Source organism: Mesorhizobium sp. WSM4850 (assembly GCF_055811735.1).
The window spans coordinates 81087-98596 of record NZ_JBVVPV010000009.1; the positions used below are offsets into that span (position 1 = coordinate 81087).

A 17510-nucleotide genomic window follows, 5' to 3' on the forward strand; every position below is an offset into this window, starting at 1 on the left:
GTGTCAATCGACGTTTAGGCGTGACATCCGCCGACAGCAGATCGCCCAGGAAACGCAAACAGGTCAGGTTTCTCTATCCCAGACCCAGTCCGCCGGCAGGCAGCGAAAGCCATCGCCCTCCTTCACGACATGGCCGACGCCCGGGACCGGATAGTGGTAGCCGGTAACGAGAAGCCGATCGTGAGCCGCGCGGCCCAGCAGGGATTTGCGCGTCTTGATGCCGAGTTCGCGATCATGGCCCCAAATCATCTGCCAATCCGGGTGATCGAACGCGAAGTGGATATTGGCGAGGGCATCGCCTGTGATCAACATCGTAACGCCGCCCGACGCCACTAACACCGACATATGCCCGGGTGTGTGGCCCGCCATGAGTTGCCGTTCGTCCAGGGCGGCGCGAATGAATGGTCATGGCGCAACTGAGCCCATGACGAACAGCGGAACGACAACCGAAATTCGGTTGAAACTTTGCTGGGGACGGATTGTGCGAGGTTCAGACTTCCCTAGTCTCAAAGAGCATTAGCTCCACTCCGCCATCTGCAAAATTGCCAAGATCAGCCGCCGTGGCCCGACCCTCGGGGGACGCTAAGGCCGCTTGAATATCCGCAACGGAATCGAAGTAGAGCGTAGCAACAAGATGATAGCCTGAGGCCCCACCCGGTGAATGGACGCCGCCATCACTGATTTCGTATTTCCTCAAGCCGGGAATGGCTTTGGCCAGAGGAATGTGGGTCGAAACATAGTAACGGTCGAAGGCGACCACGTCTTTCGGAGTCTTGTAGAGTGCGACAAGTCTGGCCATGCTCCCCCTCTCAACCGACACTCACCGCCAGCTTTGCGCAAAAGGATACTCCTCAGCAAGAGTGCTGGCAAATGGGTTCGTTCCTCGCTCTGAGGAGGTCAACGAAGCATATGGGGTTTCAGGCCCGACGTGAGTCTTCCAAGTCGCCGCTCCCTGGCCGTTCAGAGCGATTGCGTTTGACCTTACCGCCGCGACCGCCCGATAACCTCGTCGGTGTTGGCGAGCAGTCGGTGCACCGCGGTGCGGGCTGCCGCCGGCCGCCGGAGGCGGATGTTCTTCTCGATCGCCTCATGCAGCGCCTGCGCCCGAGGCTGGTCGCTGGTTTCGCGCGTGACGAAAACGAAGAGATGATCGAGCGCCGATTCGATCAGCACGCCGAGCGGCACCAGGAGGTCATTGCCCGAGGCGCGCAGGATAGCCAGGTGAAAACGCGTGTCGGCGCGGGTGCGCTCCGGCAATGTCGCCGCCTCGCCCATCTCCCGGCAGGCCTGGCTGATCTCGGCCATCTGCTCGTCGCTGCGCCGGATCGCCGCAAAAGCGCTGGCTTCCGGCTCGATGATGTGACGGAATTCCTGGACAGTGCGCAGGAACATTTCGCGATCGGGCGCTGTCGCATACCAGGCGAGCACGTCGCGATCGAGCAGGTTCCAGCGCTCTTTCGGCTCGACCCAGCTGCCGATCTTGGGGCGTGAGGCCAGCAGGCTCTTGGCCATCAGCATTTTTATCGCTTCGCGCACCGCCGAGCGGCTGACGTCGAAAGTCTCGGACCATTTGGCCTCGTTGGGAAGGATGGTTCCCGGCGGATAATCGCCGCGCACGATCCTGAGGCCGATCTCGTTGGCCAGCGACGCATGCACGCTCGATCCGGGGATCAGCGCCGCGTCGGTCCGGCGGGCGCCGGTTGGACGGACGGCCGGCGGCTTGACTTGGGCCCGTGCCTTGACCGTGACCCGTGCCTTGACCGTAGCCCGTCCCTTGACCGTGGTAAGTCGCTTTTTCGATCTGGCGTCCGACATCCATGTTCCCCGGCACAGGCTGAACTCAAGGCGCGGCAAAGCAGGAGCGGTTCGCCCCAGCCACGTCACCTCGTAGATTTTCGTGAACCGGCGTGACGTGGCGCCCGTCGAGCGGACGCCCCGAAAACTGCGAACCTACTTCTGGATGCAGGTATCGACCGTATCCTTGGTGCACTCGTCGAGACCGGTGAAGACCGGATCGGCGACAGGCTTGCCTTCGACCAGGTCGATCATCACCGAGGGCGCCTTGTAGCCCATCTCGAACGGCCGCTGGCCGACCAATGCGGTCACCAAGCCCTCCTTGGCAATGGCCACTTCCTCACCGATCGTATCGGCGGCGCCGATGACGAACTCGTTCTTGGCGATCTTGTCGGCCATCGGCTTGAACAGGTCGCGATAGGGCTGCGGCGCACCGAACAGCGGCCAGCCGCCCATGATGCCGAAGGCGTCGAGATCGGGATTGGCGGCGAGGATATCGGTCATCGCCTGCACGCCCTTGGCACCGTCGTCATTGGTGAACACCGGGCAGCCGGCGACCTCGGTCCAGCCGCCCTCGCCGGCGAGCGCCGGGAGATCCTTCTGGCCTGTAAGCGCGTCACGCATGCCCTGGGCGCGGCGCAGGATGTTGTCGGCCGCGGGATTGCCCTGGATGGTGCAGATCTTGCCGCCGTCGGGCTTGGCCTTCTTGATGTACTCGCCGATCTTGTAGCCCATCAGGTAGTTGTCGGTGCCGAGATAGGTCTTGCGCAGCGCCGCATCTTCCTTGCTGAGGTCGGCGTCGAGCGTCATGATCGGGATCGACGGATTGGCGCTTTTGATCGTCTGCGCGATCAGCGGTGCGTTGGACGGCGAAATCGCCATCGCCACCGTGTCCGGCTTGCTCAGCATGTCCTGGACGATCTGGGCTTCGCCGGCTTCGTCCGAGGTCGATGCCGGACCGGTGTAGAAGCACTCATACTCCGAGTCGGCGTTTTCCTTGTTCCATTTCTGGCAACCTTGGTTGATGGCCTCGAAGAACGGATTGTCGAGCCCCTTCACCACGATGACGAGCTGTTTCTTGGCCAAAGCCGGCCCGGCGCCCAGCGCCAGCATGGCGACGGCAGCGAGCAATAGTGACTTCCTCATTTCAGTCCTCCCTTGAAACAGACGGACACGGCGTGCCCGCCACACAGACCAGCCCGGATGCGCGATGACAGAGGTTCGTTTCGCGAGCGCTCGTGTCGTCAAGCCGGGCCGATAAGAATTTCCAGATGCGGTTGCAGACCAGCGCGATAGGGACGCTGCCAGATCCTCGACCGATAAACCTCCGCCTGCTCAGCCCCGGCGAGCCGGAGCAGGAGATCGGCATAATCTCCTCCGACGCCTAGCTAATATCGGCTTGCGACGGACGTCAATTGCTATTTGTCCTACAAAACGGATTTTTCGAAAGAAGCCGCTGTTGACGGCAGGGGGGCATATGCGTAAATGGGCGAAAGCGCGGTTCCCGGGAGGAGCTGGGAAGAGCGAGGCCGCGGCAGGACCGCAGGCCGAAAGCACGGAGGAAGCAGACTGGTGCCGGTTCTCGAACTCGCCAACATCTCAAAACATTTTGGCGCCATCCAGGCCGTCAACGACGTTTCGCTGTCGATCGAGGCCGGACAGGTGGTCGGGCTGATGGGCGACAACGGCGCCGGCAAGTCGACGCTGGTCAAGATGATCGCCGGCAACTTCCGCCCAAGCCATGGCACGATGCAGATGGACGGCAAGGAGCTGATCCTGCACAAGCCGGTGGAGGCGCGCCAGCACGGCATCGAGATCGTCCATCAGGATCTGGCGTTGTGCAACAATCTGACGGCCGCCGCCAATGTCTATCTCGGCCGCGAGCTGCGCCGCGGCGTCGGGCCGTTTCGCATCCTCGACTACGCCGCCATGTACAAGCGCGCCGGCCAGATCTTTGCCGTGCTGAAATCCGAAACCCGCCCGCGCGATCTGGTCAAGCAGATGTCGGGCGGCCAGCGCCAGGCGGTGGCGATCGCCCGCACCATGCTTTCGCAGGCCAAGATCGTGTTGATGGACGAGCCGACGGCGGCGATCTCGGTCCGGCAGGTCGCCGAGGTGCTGAACCTGATCCGCCATTTGCGCGACCAGGGCATTGCCGTCGTGCTGATCAGCCACCGCATGCCCGACGTCTTTGACGTTGCCGACCGCGTCATCGTCATGCGGCGCGGCCGCAAGGTCGCCGACAAGACGATCGCGTCGAGTTCGCCCGAGGAAGTCACCGGGCTCATCACCGGCGCCATCGAACAGGTTTGATGCCAGCCGGTTTCACCACGCAAGCAGATAAAGGTCGACGATGGCAGTAACTCTTGACCAGACGATCGCGCAGAAACAGCACACTTTGCTGACCAGGGTGTTTGCCAGCCAGACCTTCTGGGTGGTGATCGCGGTCATCCTCGCCTGCCTGTTCCTGTCCGTCGCCACCGATTCCTTCGCCACGACGAAGAACCTCTACAACATCACCCGCAACATCACCTTCGTCGCCATCGTCGCGCTCGGCATGACCTTCGTCATCATCACCGGCGGCATCGACCTGTCGGTCGGCTCGGTGCTTTGCCTGTGTTCGATGGTGCTCGCCGTGACCATGCATGCCGGCTACGGCATCGAGGTCGGCATTGCCGCTGCGATCGCGACGGCGCTGATCATCGGCGCCTTCAACGGCATCCTGATCGCCTATCTCGGGTTTCCGCCCTTCGTGGTGACGCTCGGCATGCTGTCGATCGCGCGCAGCCTGGCCATGGTCGCCTCCAACAACACCGTCGTCTTCCAGTTCGGGCCCGACCACGACAAGCTTCTGGCGCTGGGCGGCGGCGCCTTTGTGTTCGGCATCGCCAATCCGGTGCTCTACATGATCGTGCTGGCGCTGATCACCGGCTTCGTCCTGCGCTGGACGAAATTCGGCCGGCACATCTTCGCCATCGGCGGCAACGAGCATGCGGCGACGCTGACCGGCGTTCCGGTGCGCCAGATCAAGGTCGCTGTCTACATGATCTCGGCGCTGGCAGCGGGCCTTGCCGGCATCATCCAGACCGGCTGGCTGGGCGCAGTCACCACCAATCTCGGCAACGGCATGGAGCTTCAGGTCATCGCCGCCACCGTCATCGGCGGCGCCAACCTGGCCGGCGGCATGGGCACGGCCTTTGGCGCCGTCGTCGGCGCGGCGCTGATCGAAGTGATCCGCAACAGCCTTGGCCTGCTCGGCATCAACGCCTTCTGGCAGGGGGTGTTCATCGGCGGTGCCATTCTGATGGCGGTCCTGTTCGACCGGCTCCGCAATTTCCGGCGCAACGAATAGGCCGCGGTCACGCGCAATTCGTTGTCGTTGCTATCGCTCAGTCTGAAAATCGGCCGGCGCGCCGCGTGGCGTGCGCCAGGCGCGCACATGCGCCTTGACGCGGACCCGGACTGAGCAGCACTATCCCGATTGCAGGCGAAGGGAGGCCAGTCGCCTGCGGGAGGATATACCCATGACGGAAGCGATCAGGCTCTACTGGGGCCGGTTCGGACATGTTTCTGTCCTGAACGTCGCCAGCGACTTCGTCACCCATGCCCATGTCGAGGCGCATATCATCATCTGGCTGGAAGGCACGGCCGGCGAGATGACCATCGGCCGCGAGACGGTGCGGCTTGGGCCCGGCACCGCCGCTGGCATCAATTCCTTCCAGCCGCACAGCCACGCTTTATCCCGCGACGGCCGGCCCGGCCTGTTCCTCGCCTTCTACATCGATCCGGACTGGGCACGCCGGCGCCGCGACCTGCGGTCGACCGCGCCGCTGTTTTCGGCACCGGCGATCACGCTGGAGCCGTGGCTGCACAAGGCGGCAGCCAATCTTCTCGACCATCTCAGCGACAATGAGAGCATCGACGACATCGCCAATTACGAGATCGAGCGCTTCATCGACAGCGTGCTCGACGCCGCCGACGCCTCGGCGCCACAAGTGGCGCGCGCCCGCGTCCACAGCGTGCAGGATTTTCGTGTCCGCAAGGCGATCCAGCTGATGAAGGCCAATGTCTGCGAACGCATCTGCTTCGACGAGGTGGCGCGCAGCGTCGGCCTGTCGCGGCCGCATTTCTTCGCGCTGTTCAAGGAGCAGACCAATCTGACGCCCAATGTCTACTGGAACACGCTGCGCATGGAGGAAGCGGTGCGGCAGTTGCAGTGGTCGCAGGAACCATTGATCTCGGTCGCCTGCAATCTCGGCTTCACCACGCAGGGCAATTTCTCGCGATTCTTCCGCGACCATGTCGGCGTTCCGCCGACACTCTATCGCGAGGCAGCGCGAGCCATCTCCTGAGCCATTTTCAGACTGCCCGTTTTCAGACTGCCCGTTTTTTTCAGGCTGCCGTTTTTTCAGCGTGCCAGTTTTTTCAGACTTATTGATAGGCGCTCAAGACGCATTGATAAGTGCTGCCGGGCTCGCCGCCCTACCCTCGCGACACAGCTATTGCAAGGAAATGATCATATGGCGAAAGTCACCGTCTCCAGCGTCATCGACGCACCGGTCGAAAAGGTCTGGGCGCGCATACGCGATTTCAATGGGTTGCCGAGCTGGCACCCGCGCATGGTCGAGAGCCATATCGAGGACGGCAAGGACACCAGCGCAGTCGGCTGCGTGCGCAATTTCCAGCTCGCCAGCGGCGCTCGCATCCGCGAGAAGCTGCTCGACTTCTCCGACGACAATTTCCTCGTCAGCTACTCCATCCTGGAGACGCCGCAACCGCTGACCAACCACAAGGCGACGCTGCAGCTGCGCCGGGTGACCGATGGCGACCGCACCTATGCCGAATGGACCGCAAGCTTCGACGCGGCTCCCGAGGAAGCTGACAAATTGGCCGAAGGCATGGGCGCCAACGTCTTCCAGGGCGGCTTTAACGCCCTTAAGACCCATTTCGCCGGCCAGGGTTGAGCTGAATGGGCTCATAAAAAGGACAGTTCCATGGCGCTTGCACTGCAGACTTTCTCGACGGTCAAGGACGCCAGTGCGGCGCTGAAAGCCGCCGGCACCCGCTATCTCGGCGGCGGCACGCTGGTCGTGCGCGCCGCCAATGAAGGCGACGTTTCGGTCTCCGGCCTCATCAGGTCGACCGAACCGGCGCTGTCGGCCATCACTGTTTCCGGCAGGGAGGTCCGCATCGGCGCTTCGGTGACCATGGCGGCGATCGCCCGTCACCCGGATCTGTCTTCCCTTGCCCGCGCGGCGCGCGCCGTCGGCGGCCCGGCGATCCGCAACATGGCGACCATCGGCGGCAATCTCTTCGCCCCGGCGCCCTATGGCGATTTCACCGTCGCGCTGCTGGCACTGGGCGCAACCGTCGGCACCGATGACGGCGAGGTGCCGATCGAAACCTTCCTGGCAAGACGCGAAGACAATCACGCCATCGTCACTTCGGTCGGCTTCAGCTTGCCACTGGAAGGCGGCTTTCGCTTCCTGAAAATATCGAGGGTCAAGCCGAAGGGCGTCTCGGTGCTGAGCATCGCCGCCGTGCTGGAACGAGCGCCGGACGGAACCATGTCATCGGCGCACATCGCGCTTGGCTGCATGGCCGACCGGCCGATGCGCGCCAAGGCGGCGGAGAAGGCGCTGCTCGGCAGGAAACTCACGAGCGACGGCATCGCGCCGGCGCTGGCCGTCGCGAACGACGGCACCTCGCCGATTACCGATCCGATCGCCAGTGCCTGGTATCGCAACGAAGTCCTGCCGGTCCATCTCGGCCGGCTTTTGCTCGCCTGAAAGCCAATGGCGGGCAAGTCAGCCAAGCTGCGGCGCAAGGAGTAAAAGATGACAAAGATCCCGGTTCAGTTCACGCTCAACGGCGCGGAGAAGGCCGAATTCATCGACAGCGGCACGACGCTGCTCAATGCGCTGCGCGACAAGATCGGCGACACCTCGCCAAAGGGCGGCTGCCATCAGGGCACATGCGGCGCCTGCTCGGTCATCATCGACGGCGAGCTTCGGCTGTCCTGCCTGACGCTGGCCGAAACCTGCAACGGTGCGGCGATCACCACGACATCGGGGCTTTCGCAAGGCGGCGTGCTGCATCCTTTGCAGCGCGCCTTCCTCGACGCCTTCGCCACGCAATGCGGCTTCTGCACGCCAGGCATGATCATGGCCGCCAAGGTTCTGCTCGACCACACGGCGGACCCCAGCCGCGACGAGGTGGTCGAGGCGCTGTCGGGCAATATCTGCCGCTGCACCGGCTACGAGCCGATCATCCAGGCGGTGCTGACCGCCGCGCGGTCCAATTCGCAGAACGCAGCTTGAGGGGAGGCGAAAAAATGGAACTCCGCAAGAGCTATTTCGCCGACCAGCGCACGGACGATCTGCACGAGATCGGCCAGCCACGGCCGCGCTCCGATTCGCCCGGTCATGTCACCGGCAAGACCGCCTATTTCGCCGACCGCAGTTTTCCAGGCATGCTGCATCTGAAGATGGTGCGCAGCCCGCATCATCACGCCCGCATCCGCAGCATCGACACTTCAGAGGCGGAAAAGCATCCGGGCGTGGTGAAAATCCTGACCGCCAAGGACGTGCCGCACAATGTCTACACCATCCTGATCCTGATCCAGATCGGGCCGGAGGACGAGACGGTGCTGGCCGACGGCAAGGTGCGCTGGAAGGGCGAAGCCGTGGTGGCGGTGCTGGCCGAGACCGAGCGTGCCGCCCAGGAGGCGGCGGCCAAGGTCAAGGTCGACTACGAGGTGCTGCCGGCCGTCTTCGACATGGAAGAAGCGCTGAAGCCCGGCGCGCCTGTTGTCAACGAATATCACGGCCGGAATTATTACCTCTATGACAGCGGCGAATGCCGCAAGGTGCGCTTCGGCGATGTCGAGGCCGGTTTCGCCGGCGCCGATCACGTGCTCGAGCAGACCTATCAATCGTCGCCGATCGAGCACGCGCCGACCGAGACGACCGGCTGCATCGTCGCGCCGGAGGGCAACGACCGCTTTACCTGCTACACCAACACGCAGGCGATGTTCTTCACCCTCGACAACGCCTCGATCATCCTGCAGATGCCGGGCAACAGACTGCATTTCGTCGGCGGCACCGTCGGCGGCGGCTTTGGCGGCAAGGTCGACGTCATCGTCGAGCCGATCGCCATCCTCGGCGCCAAGCTGACCGGGCGGCCGGTCTCCTTCATCTACAGCCGTGAGGAGGAGATGCAGATTTCCTCGCCGCGCGCCGCCGAAAAGGTCGTCATCAAGGACGGCGTCATGAAGGATGGCCGCATCGTCGCCAGAAAAGTCACCGGCTACACCGATGCCGGGGCCTATTCGCGCCATTCGCCCTATGGCGCGCAGAAGGGCGCCGGCCACTATCCCGGCCCTTACACCATCCCGAATGTCTGGATCGACACCTACTGCGTCTACACCAACCGCACCCCCTCCTCCGCCATGCGCGGCTTCGGCGTCACCATCGGCGATTTCGCGCTTGAGGTGCAGATGGACAAGCTCGCCCGGCTGATCGGCATGGACCCGCTCGAGTTCCGCTTCATCAATGCCTACCGCGACGGCGACATCAAGGCGCACCGCCAGCCGACCGAGGGCGCGGCGCTGATCGAGTGCATGCAGGAAGCCTCGCGCGCCGCCAACTGGCCGGTGGCGGACAAATTCATGGCGATGTCGTCCTACGCGAAGGGAGCTTGAAATGGCGATCAGGCGCGGGCGCGGCGTCGCCGCGATCAACTATCCGACAGGCATGAACCTCGGTGGCGATCCAACCCAGGCGCTGGTCCATTCGACGCCGACCGGCAATTTCATGGTAACGCTGTCGAGCGTCGATCTCGGCCAGGGCATGAAGCAGATCATGGCGCAGATCTGTGCCGAGACGATCGGCGTACCGACCGACCGCGTCGTCGTCGACACCGCCGACACCGACACCGGCCCGCACTGCATGGGCACCTTCGCCTCGCGCGGCACCCACCGCGCCGGCAACGCCGTCATCCAGGCGGCCAGGGAAGCCCGCCAGGTGATGCTGGAAGTGGCGGCAGAGGAACTGGAAGTGAACGCCTCGGACCTCGAGACCGACGGCCAGGGCAACATCCTGGTCAAGGGCGCGCCGCAAAGATCGATCTCGATCTTCGATGTGGCGCTGTCGGCGCATTTCAAGCGCGGCCGCTCGATTTCCGGCCGCGGCATGTTCTTGATCCCGCGCTCCTATCCGGAAAAAGAAACCGGCGCGATGAAACCGTCGACCTGCTACGCGCATGCCTGCACGGTGGTCGAGGTCGAGGTCGACGACGAAACCGGCGAGGTCACCGTGCTGACGGTGAAGAACGTCTTTGAGATCGGCCGCGCGCTGAACCCGAAAATGGTCGAGCAGCAGCTCGTCGGTGGCTCGTGGATGGGCATCAGCCACGCGCTCTACGAGACGACGGAACCCTATTACCCCGACCGCGATCATGGCGGCACCGACTTCAACCAGTATCTGATGCCGGGACCAGGCGATCTTGCGCAAACCGAGATCATCGTGCTGGAGAGGCCCTCGGCCGACGGACCCTTTGGCGCCAAGGGGCCGGGCGAAATGTGCGCCAACCCGCAAATCCCGGCGGTCGCCAACGCGGTCTTCGACGCCGTCGGCGTGCGCATCGACACGCTGCCGATCACGCCGGAACGCATCCTGCGGGCGCTGAAGGCGCAAGCCTCGAACTGAGTGCTGGAAATGCCCAAAAGAAGCGCCCGGACTGGAAGCGCCGACACTGTCGTGATCTCGCCGGAGGCGGTGGCATCGCGCCTCGCCGCCTCGCGCTATCTGGCCGATGAAAGCCTGGCCACCGCCATTTTCCTGGCGATCCGGCTGGGCAAGCCGCTGCTGCTCGAAGGCGCGCCGGGCGTCGGCAAGACAGAAGCGGCCAAGGCGATAGCCGAACTGCTCGGGCGCGACCTGGTGCGGCTGCAATGCTACGAAGGCATCGACGCCGCACACGCGCTATACGAATGGAACTACCAGCGCCAGTTGCTCGCCATCCGCCATGCCGGCGAGCATGAGGTCGACATCTATGACGACCGCTTTTTGATCGCGCGGCCGCTGCTGCAGGTGCTGAAGGCGCCGGAAAAGCGCGTGCTGCTGGTCGACGAGATCGACCGTTCCGACCATGAGTTCGAAGCGCTGCTGCTGGAATTCCTGTCCGACTTCCAGATCAGCATTCCCGAGCGCGGCACCATCCGCGCCAAAGCGCAGCCGATCGTCGTCCTGACCTCGAACCGCACCCGCGAACTGGCGGAGGCGCTGCGGCGGCGCTGCGTCTACCACTGGATCACCTATCCCGACGCCGAGCGCGAGGCCGAAATCATCATGCTGCGCGCCGGCGACGTCGCCAACGCCACGGCGCGCGCCGTGGCTGCCGCCGTGCGCGACATCCGCGCCCGCCCGCTGGCCAAGCCGCCGGGCATCGCCGAAGCGGTCGAATGGGCCAACGCCGCGACGATCCTCGAAAAGGGCGGCAGCCCATGGCCGGAAGCGTTCCGCCGCGCCATCGGCGTGCTGATCAAGGATGAGGAGGACCTGTCCTACATCGCGCCCGAGCTTGGCCGGATCGTCGAGGAGGCATTGGCGTGAGCCCCGCGGCCCTACCCCGCGCCGCAGCACCTCTCCTCGGTTTTGGCCGGCTGCTGCGCCGCTACGGCTTTCCGGTGGCGCCCGAGCAGGTGTCAGGCTTCATGCAGGCGGTGACGCTGCTCGGGCCCCGCTCGATGGCCGATATCCACGAGGCCGCGCTTGCCACGCTGGCGCCGCCGCCCGACCGCCGCGACGAATTCGAGGCGCATTTCCAAAGCTATTTCTACGGCAACACCGCGGCCGTGGTCGAAGGCGAGGCCGACGAGGAAACCCGCATCAAGGACGACGGCGGCGCCAGCGACGAAGAGAACGAGGTGGCGCGCCAGGAGGAAGGCGGCGCGCTATCGTCTGGCGCCGAACAGTTGAGCGCCCGCGACTTCCAGCGCGTCGGCGACGGGCTTGCCGCTTTCCGCCGCAAGCTCGCTAGCGCCCTGCCCGCCCGCCGCTCCTTCCGAACCGTTCGCACGCACGCACGCGGCAAGCTCGATCTGCGCCGCTCGCTGCGCGAAATCGTCAGTGCCGACGGCGATATTCCGTCGCCGCTGCTGCGCCGCCGGCAGACCGTGTCGCGCAAGCTTTTGCTGCTGATCGACGTGTCCGGCTCGATGAAGCTCTACACATCGGACTATCTCAAGCTGGCGCATGCGGCGGTGCAAGGCGCGGACCGGGCTGAAATTTTCACCTTCGGCACGCGGCTGACCCGCATCACCACGGCGCTGCGTATTCGCGACCGCGACCAGGCGCTGGCGCGGGTGGCAGCATTGGTCGACGACTGGGATGGCGGCACCCGCATGGGACCGACGCTGCTCGCCTTCCTGTCGGTGCCGCGGTTCTCCTCACTTGCGCGCGGGGCGGCGGTGGTCATCCTGTCGGATGCGCTGGAGCGCGGCGACCATGCCGAGCTGGAAATGGCGATGCGCCGGCTGAGCGCCCGCGCCTTCCGCCTGTCGCTGGCGACGCCGCTGGCCGGCGATCCGCGTTTCCGGCCGGCGACGGCAGCACTTCGCGCCATCCTGCCGGTGCTCGACGATCTGGTCGACGGTTCTTCGATCGCCGGTCTCACCGATTTCATCCTGTCGCTCGCCCGCCCCGCTCCGGCGGCGGCAGCAATCTGGAAAAGGGTTTCATGATGAAAAAGGCGATCGACGCGCATTTCCATATCTGGCGCCAGGAGGATCAGCCCTGGCTGCGCGGGCCGATGGTGCCGCGCATCTTCGGTCCCTACGAGCCGATCCGACGCGACTACCCGATCGAGGAATTCCTCGCCGACCAGCAAGGCTCTGATGTCGAGAAGGCGGTCTATGTCCAGACCAACTGGGCCAAGGAGGATTTCGAGAAAGAAGTCGCCTTGCTGCAGACGACGGCTGACGAAACCGGTTGGCCGCACGCCATCGTCGGCTATGCCGACATGACGGTGGACGATGTACGCCATCAGATCGACCGACTGATCAAGTACCCCCTGCTGCGCGGCGTGCGCATGCAATTGCACTGGCACGAAACGCCGGCCTTCCGCTTTGCCGCGTCCGCCGATCAGGTCGTCGACCCGAAGGTGCGGGCCAATGTGGCGCGGCTGAAGGACTATGGCCTGTCCTTCGACCTGCAGCTTTTCCCGGCCCAGATGAAGGACGGGCTGACGCTTGTCGGCGAAAATCCCGAGACCAACTTCATCCTCACCCATGCCGGCATGCTGACCGACATGTCGGAGGAAACCACGCAAGCCTGGAAGGCCGGCCTGCGCTCGCTTTCAGCAGCGCCAAACCTCTACGCCAAGCTGTCCGGCCTCGGCACCTTCGTCCACCGCAACGACCCGGCGCTGATCGCCTACATTGTCGACAACGCAATCGAAATCCTCGGCAGCGACCGTCTGATGTTCGGCTCCAACTTCCCGATCGAAAAGCTGTGGACCAGCCACGCCGAACTGATCAAGAAGCACCGGGAGGCGGTGGCCAAGCATGGTGCGGCGGCAGAGGCGGACATTTTTTGGAACACAGCGGAGAAGGTATATCGGCCGGTGTGACGCGCTGCCCCCCTTCCAAACACCATTGTGGGAGAAGGTCACGCCCGATGGCCCGAAACCTCGGCGCCGGCGGCCCGCGGCAGCGCCAGGAAGCGGAACTAGGCCACGAGCCCGATGGCGCCGATCGCCAGGAAGGCGAGGCGGAAGTCGACGAGGTCGGGCGCCGCCCCGGCCCTGGCGATCTGCGACAGGTTGAGCAGCGCCGCGGCGACCGCCACGCCGAACAGCATCGCCACCTGCTGCAGCATGCTGGACAGCGTCGCCGCCGAGCTGCGCTGCGCCGAAGCGATATCGGCGAAGGCCAGCGTGTTGAGCGCGGTGAACTGCATCGACCGCGTCAGTCCGGCAATCAGCATCAGCGCCACCACCAGCGCTTGCGGTGTCTGCGGCGATATCGCCGCGCAGGCCATGATCGACAGCGATGCGATCACGCCGTTGACGACCAGCACCGAACGGAAACCGAAGCGCTTCAGCGTCGGCGTCGTCACCGTCTTCATGCCGAGATTGCCGAGGAAATAAGCCAGGATCAGCATGCCGGCATCGACGGGTCTCAGGCCGAACCCGACCTGGAACAGCAGCGGCAGCAGGAACGGCGTGGCGTTGATGGAGACCCGGAAAATGGTGCCGGCCGACAGCGTCGATATGGCGAAAGTCTGCACCTTGAATGCCGCAAGGTCGAGCAGCGGATTTTTGGCGCGCGCCAGGTGCCGCACGGCCAGCCAGCCGATCAGGACGCCCGCGCCAAGCAGCGCCACGGTCGGCAAGGTGCCGTCTTGCGGATGGGCGATGCGTTCGAGGCCGTAGAGCATTGAGGCAAGCCCGACCGAGGTCACAAGGAAGCCCGGCCAGTCGAGCGGCCTGGTTTCGGAAGCGCGGTCGCCGGGAATGAAGCGGGCGACCAGCGCCAGGCCGGCCGCGCCGAGCGGAATGTTGATGAAGAAATTCCAGTGCCAGGACAGATAAGTGGTGATGAAGCCGCCAAGCACCGGCCCGATCACCGGCGCAAACAGCGCCGGCCATGTGATCAGCGCGGTGGCATTGAGAAGCTCGGACTTCGAGGCGTTGCGCAGCACCAGGATGCGGCCGACCGGTGTCATCAGCGCACTGCCCAGGCCCTGCACGGCACGCGCGGCGACGAACTGGGTCAGGTTCTGCGAGATGCCGCAGGCGATCGAGGCCAGCGTGAACAGGGCGATCGCCACAAGGAAGATGTTGCGCGCGCCGAAGCGGTCGGCGAGCCAGCCGGACAGCGGCACGAACACCGCCATGGTCAGCATGTAGACGGTGATGCCGATGCTCATCGCCACTGCCGGCACGCCGAAGGATTCTCCCATCTGCGGCAACGATGTCGAGATGATCGTCGAATCCAGAAGCTGCATGAAGAAGGCGACGGCGACGATCAATGCCACGCGCCGCGCCTGCCGCGCCGCCGTCGCGGTTTCGGGCAAGGCTTTGTTTTCGGGAATGGCGGTCATGCGCAGAACTGTACGAAAGGTTTTCCCGCGCCACTGGGACCAGGCGATTGTCCGGCAAATCGGTGACGCACCGGTTTGAACAGCATTTGGGCGGCGACGTCCAGACTTGGCCCAACAAACTTGTATCGCGACCTGTCGGTCGGATGAGAGGTGCTGGAAGGATCGCTACACCGAAGCCATAAGCACTTCAAATTCCACGATATTTTCTTCGCCGCGTTTCTCCCAGCACCCCTCATCCGTCTCGGCGCTACGCACCGATCCACCTTCTCCCACAAGGGGAGAAGGTCACAGCCGATCCTGGCCGGTGCGTCTCATTCCGCGTCGATCTTCTCCATGAACTGGCCGAGCTGGTCCGGGTCCATATGCACCACATGCTTGTCTTCGGGATAGGCCAGGCTGTTGACGTCGGCGACATATTCGGAAAAAGCAGCGATGCGTTCCGCCTGCAGGCGGTCATATTCGGCGGCGAAATTGCGATAGACCTTGGAATGGCGCGGCATGTGGCCACGGTTCTGGCCAAGGATGTCGTCGGCGAACAGATATTGCGCGTCGCAGCCGGTGCCCGCCCCCATCGACAGCATGATCAGCGAGGTTCGCTCCGAAATCGCCTTGGCCACCTCGACCGGCACCACTTCGATCTCGGCGCCGATCGCGCCGGCCGCTTCGTATTGCTTGACTGCCTCGAAAATCTGCATGGCGCTGTCGGCGGTCTTGCCGACAGCCTTGAAGCCGCCGGTCCAGGTGGCGCGCGACGGGATCAGACCGACATGGCCGATCACCGGGATATTGTCATCGGCCAGCCGTTTGACAGCGGCAAAGCCGGCGCTGCAATAAACCGCGTCGGCGCTTGCCTTGTAGAGCCGAAACGCCCAGCGGACGAAATCGTCGGCTGTGCCGATCTCGTAGAAATTGTCGCCCGGCATGGTGAACAGGCTGGGTGCGGCATCGCGGTATTGCGGATCGAGCACCAGTTCCGGCGGCACCGAGACTATGTCGACCCCGGCTCGTTCGGCGGCCTCGGCCTCGGCCATCGTCAGCACCCGCAGCATGGTCAATTGCCGCTTGCCCTTCATAGCGCGCAGGTCTGCCACCGTCGGTCTTTTCCGGCTCATTGATTTGGTCCCCTTTGTTACGTGAACGGAAGGCCGGTCAGGCGATCTGGATCATCACCTTGCCAGCTTCGACCTTGACCGGATAGGTCTGCAGATTGACGCAGACGGGCGCGCCCTTGGCCTGGCCGGTCTTGTAATTGAAGCGGCCATTGTGCTTGGGGCATTCGATGATGTCGTCCATGACAAGCCCATCGGCCAGATGCGCCTTTTCATGTGTGCAAAAGCCGTCGGTAGCGAAGAATTCGTCATCCGGCGAACGGTAGATCGCGAAGCTGCGGCCGTCATGATCGAAGCGGATGACATCCTCTTCGTCGACATCGTCCACAGCGCACGCCTCGACCCAATCGGCCATCTCTATTTTCTCCCGAAATTTCGCCTTGCTGTGCTGCGCAGTGCTATTCAGCTGTTGCCGACATGTTCACTTCGTGGAACTCGCCACGATAGGGCCGTGCCGTCGGCGGCAGTTCGCGCTTGAGGAAATAGTCCTCATATTTGAGCTGCCTGAGCAGGACCGGCCAAACCTCGCGATAGGCATGCCACATCGACGGGTTCGGCTCCGGCAGATCGTGCTTGATCAATTCGTGCAGCCTGGGCAGCGCGTGATAGGGCACCATCGGAAACATGTGATGCTCGACGTGGTAGTTCATGTTCCAGTAGATGAACCGGCTGATCGGGTTCATATACACGGTCCTGCTGTTGAGCCGGTGATCGACGACATTGTCGGCCAGGCCGATGTGCTGCAGCAGGCCGGTCAGCACCATGTGCCAGGTGCCGTAGAGGCGCGGCACGCCGATGAGCACCAGCGGCACCCACGACTGCATGAAAACCGCGAGCGCGATTGTGGCGATGTAGATGGCGATATGCCAGCGCGCGGCAGTGACGGCCTTGTGCTGTTCCATCTCGGGCACGTAGCTTTTCTCGTCCGGCGTCAGCTTGCCGAACGCCTGGCGTGCCAGTGCCGGGAGCGAATAGCGAAAGTCGAGGATACCGGTGAAGGCGAGTGCGGTGCGCAGCAGGTCCGGCGGGCGCATCACGGCGATCTCGGCATCGCGTCCGACGATGATGGTGTCGGTGTGATGCCTGGCATGGCTCCAGCGCCAGGTCACCGGGTTGCGCATCAGCATGAAGCTGGCAATCTGGTAGACGACATCATTCATCCAGCGCGTGCGGAAAGCCGTGCCGTGGCCGCATTCGTGCCAGCGCGAGTCGCTGGCCGAGGCATAGAGCACGCCATAGACGAAGAAGAACGGCACGCACCACCAGGTGCCCCAGAAGTAAACGCCGCCGGCGGCGGAGACCAGGATGGCGCCCAGCCAGATGGCCGTGTCGCGGATTGCCGGACTGTCGGAACGTTGCATCAGTTCCTTCATCGTCTTGCGCGGCACATCGGTATGGTACCACTCAGCCGAGGCTAGCCCGGTTTCGATCGCAATCCGCGTGCTTTCGCCGACCAGGCTGTAATCGCGTTTCACCTTGCCAGCCATTGTGACCTCCAATT

The 17510-nt window shown here is 63.9% G+C and carries 19 protein-coding genes; 11 read left to right on the forward strand and 8 right to left on the reverse strand.

All coding sequences use genetic code 11. The features are described 5' to 3' along the window. Positions 1 to 63 precede the first annotated feature (63 nt). The 4 genes from AC0L2Z_RS12215 to AC0L2Z_RS12230 all read right to left on the reverse strand — a co-directional run bounded on the left by AC0L2Z_RS12215 (position 64) and on the right by AC0L2Z_RS12230 (position 2940). Positions 64 to 369, reverse strand: a complete 306-nt coding sequence (locus tag AC0L2Z_RS12215; RefSeq protein ID WP_473628135.1) for a hypothetical protein — start codon at positions 367 to 369, stop codon at positions 64 to 66. A gap of 121 nt (positions 370 to 490) precedes the next feature. Continuing rightward, positions 491 to 799 (reverse strand): EthD family reductase, encoded by a 309-nt coding sequence (locus AC0L2Z_RS12220; protein ID WP_091599210.1) that lies wholly within the window; start codon positions 797 to 799, stop codon positions 491 to 493. 182 nt (positions 800 to 981) lie between these two features. Then, on the reverse strand, positions 982 to 1815 hold the full coding sequence (locus AC0L2Z_RS12225; RefSeq protein WP_023798647.1) for a FadR/GntR family transcriptional regulator: 834 nt from the start codon (positions 1813 to 1815) through the stop codon (positions 982 to 984). Positions 1816 to 1950: 135 nt separating this feature from the next. Beyond that, positions 1951 to 2940 (reverse strand): sugar-binding protein, encoded by a 990-nt coding sequence (locus tag AC0L2Z_RS12230; protein WP_473493725.1) that lies wholly within the window; start codon positions 2938 to 2940, stop codon positions 1951 to 1953. A 426-nt stretch (positions 2941 to 3366) separates the two neighbouring features. On the opposite strand from AC0L2Z_RS12230, the gene AC0L2Z_RS12235 reads away from it, so the two are divergent. The 11 genes from AC0L2Z_RS12235 (at position 3367) to AC0L2Z_RS12285 (ending at position 13425) form a co-directional block, all read left to right on the forward strand. Next, a complete protein-coding gene (locus tag AC0L2Z_RS12235; RefSeq protein WP_027154335.1) occupies positions 3367 to 4107 on the forward strand; it encodes an ATP-binding cassette domain-containing protein in 741 nt (246 codons plus the stop codon). Positions 4108 to 4147: 40 nt separating this feature from the next. Then, entirely contained in the window at positions 4148 to 5146 is a 999-nt protein-coding gene (locus AC0L2Z_RS12240) for an ABC transporter permease (RefSeq protein ID WP_128175099.1), read from the forward strand. Positions 5147 to 5318: 172 nt separating this feature from the next. Further along, a complete protein-coding gene (locus AC0L2Z_RS12245; protein WP_287241005.1) occupies positions 5319 to 6146 on the forward strand; it encodes an AraC family transcriptional regulator in 828 nt (275 codons plus the stop codon). Between the two features lie 168 nt (positions 6147 to 6314). Further along, a complete protein-coding gene (locus AC0L2Z_RS12250; protein WP_473628134.1) occupies positions 6315 to 6758 on the forward strand; it encodes an SRPBCC family protein in 444 nt (147 codons plus the stop codon). A gap of 30 nt (positions 6759 to 6788) precedes the next feature. Continuing rightward, a complete protein-coding gene (locus AC0L2Z_RS12255) occupies positions 6789 to 7583 on the forward strand; it encodes an FAD binding domain-containing protein (protein WP_473628133.1) in 795 nt (264 codons plus the stop codon). A 48-nt stretch (positions 7584 to 7631) separates the two neighbouring features. Next, positions 7632 to 8114, forward strand: a complete 483-nt coding sequence (locus tag AC0L2Z_RS12260) for a (2Fe-2S)-binding protein (protein ID WP_473616197.1) — start codon at positions 7632 to 7634, stop codon at positions 8112 to 8114. Between the two features lie 14 nt (positions 8115 to 8128). After that, positions 8129 to 9496, forward strand: coding sequence for a xanthine dehydrogenase family protein molybdopterin-binding subunit (locus tag AC0L2Z_RS12265; protein ID WP_473628131.1), 1368 nt, complete (start codon positions 8129 to 8131; stop codon positions 9494 to 9496). A gap of 1 nt (position 9497) precedes the next feature. Beyond that, positions 9498 to 10502: a xanthine dehydrogenase family protein molybdopterin-binding subunit gene (locus tag AC0L2Z_RS12270; protein WP_027154342.1), complete on the forward strand. Its 1005-nt coding sequence runs from the start codon at positions 9498 to 9500 to the stop codon at positions 10500 to 10502. Positions 10503 to 10511: 9 nt separating this feature from the next. Continuing rightward, positions 10512 to 11408, forward strand: a complete 897-nt coding sequence (locus AC0L2Z_RS12275) for an AAA family ATPase (protein ID WP_473628130.1) — start codon at positions 10512 to 10514, stop codon at positions 11406 to 11408. Between the two features lie 53 nt (positions 11409 to 11461). Beyond that, positions 11462 to 12538 carry a vWA domain-containing protein gene (locus AC0L2Z_RS12280; protein ID WP_473628145.1) on the forward strand — a complete coding sequence of 359 codons (1077 nt, stop codon included), beginning with the start codon at positions 11462 to 11464 and terminating at the stop codon, positions 12536 to 12538. Then, positions 12538 to 13425 carry an amidohydrolase family protein gene (locus tag AC0L2Z_RS12285; protein WP_473628144.1) on the forward strand — a complete coding sequence of 296 codons (888 nt, stop codon included), beginning with the start codon at positions 12538 to 12540 and terminating at the stop codon, positions 13423 to 13425. The genes AC0L2Z_RS12280 and AC0L2Z_RS12285 overlap by 1 nt, the downstream gene beginning before the upstream one ends. 98 nt (positions 13426 to 13523) lie before the next feature. Here the strand turns inward: AC0L2Z_RS12285 and AC0L2Z_RS12290 are convergent, their stop codons facing one another. From AC0L2Z_RS12290 to AC0L2Z_RS12305, 4 genes are all read right to left on the reverse strand, one after another. Continuing rightward, the gene (locus tag AC0L2Z_RS12290; protein WP_473628129.1) at positions 13524 to 14900 is read right to left on the reverse strand and encodes a DHA2 family efflux MFS transporter permease subunit; all 1377 of its coding nucleotides are present in this window, start codon (positions 14898 to 14900) and stop codon (positions 13524 to 13526) included. Positions 14901 to 15211: 311 nt separating this feature from the next. Continuing rightward, the gene (locus AC0L2Z_RS12295) at positions 15212 to 16012 is read right to left on the reverse strand and encodes a 3-methyl-2-oxobutanoate hydroxymethyltransferase (protein WP_473628127.1); all 801 of its coding nucleotides are present in this window, start codon (positions 16010 to 16012) and stop codon (positions 15212 to 15214) included. 37 nt (positions 16013 to 16049) lie between these two features. Further along, a complete protein-coding gene (locus AC0L2Z_RS12300; protein WP_473628126.1) occupies positions 16050 to 16364 on the reverse strand; it encodes a MocE family 2Fe-2S type ferredoxin in 315 nt (104 codons plus the stop codon). A gap of 43 nt (positions 16365 to 16407) precedes the next feature. Beyond that, positions 16408 to 17496 carry a fatty acid desaturase family protein gene (locus AC0L2Z_RS12305; RefSeq protein ID WP_473628124.1) on the reverse strand — a complete coding sequence of 363 codons (1089 nt, stop codon included), beginning with the start codon at positions 17494 to 17496 and terminating at the stop codon, positions 16408 to 16410. Positions 17497 to 17510 lie beyond the last annotated feature (14 nt).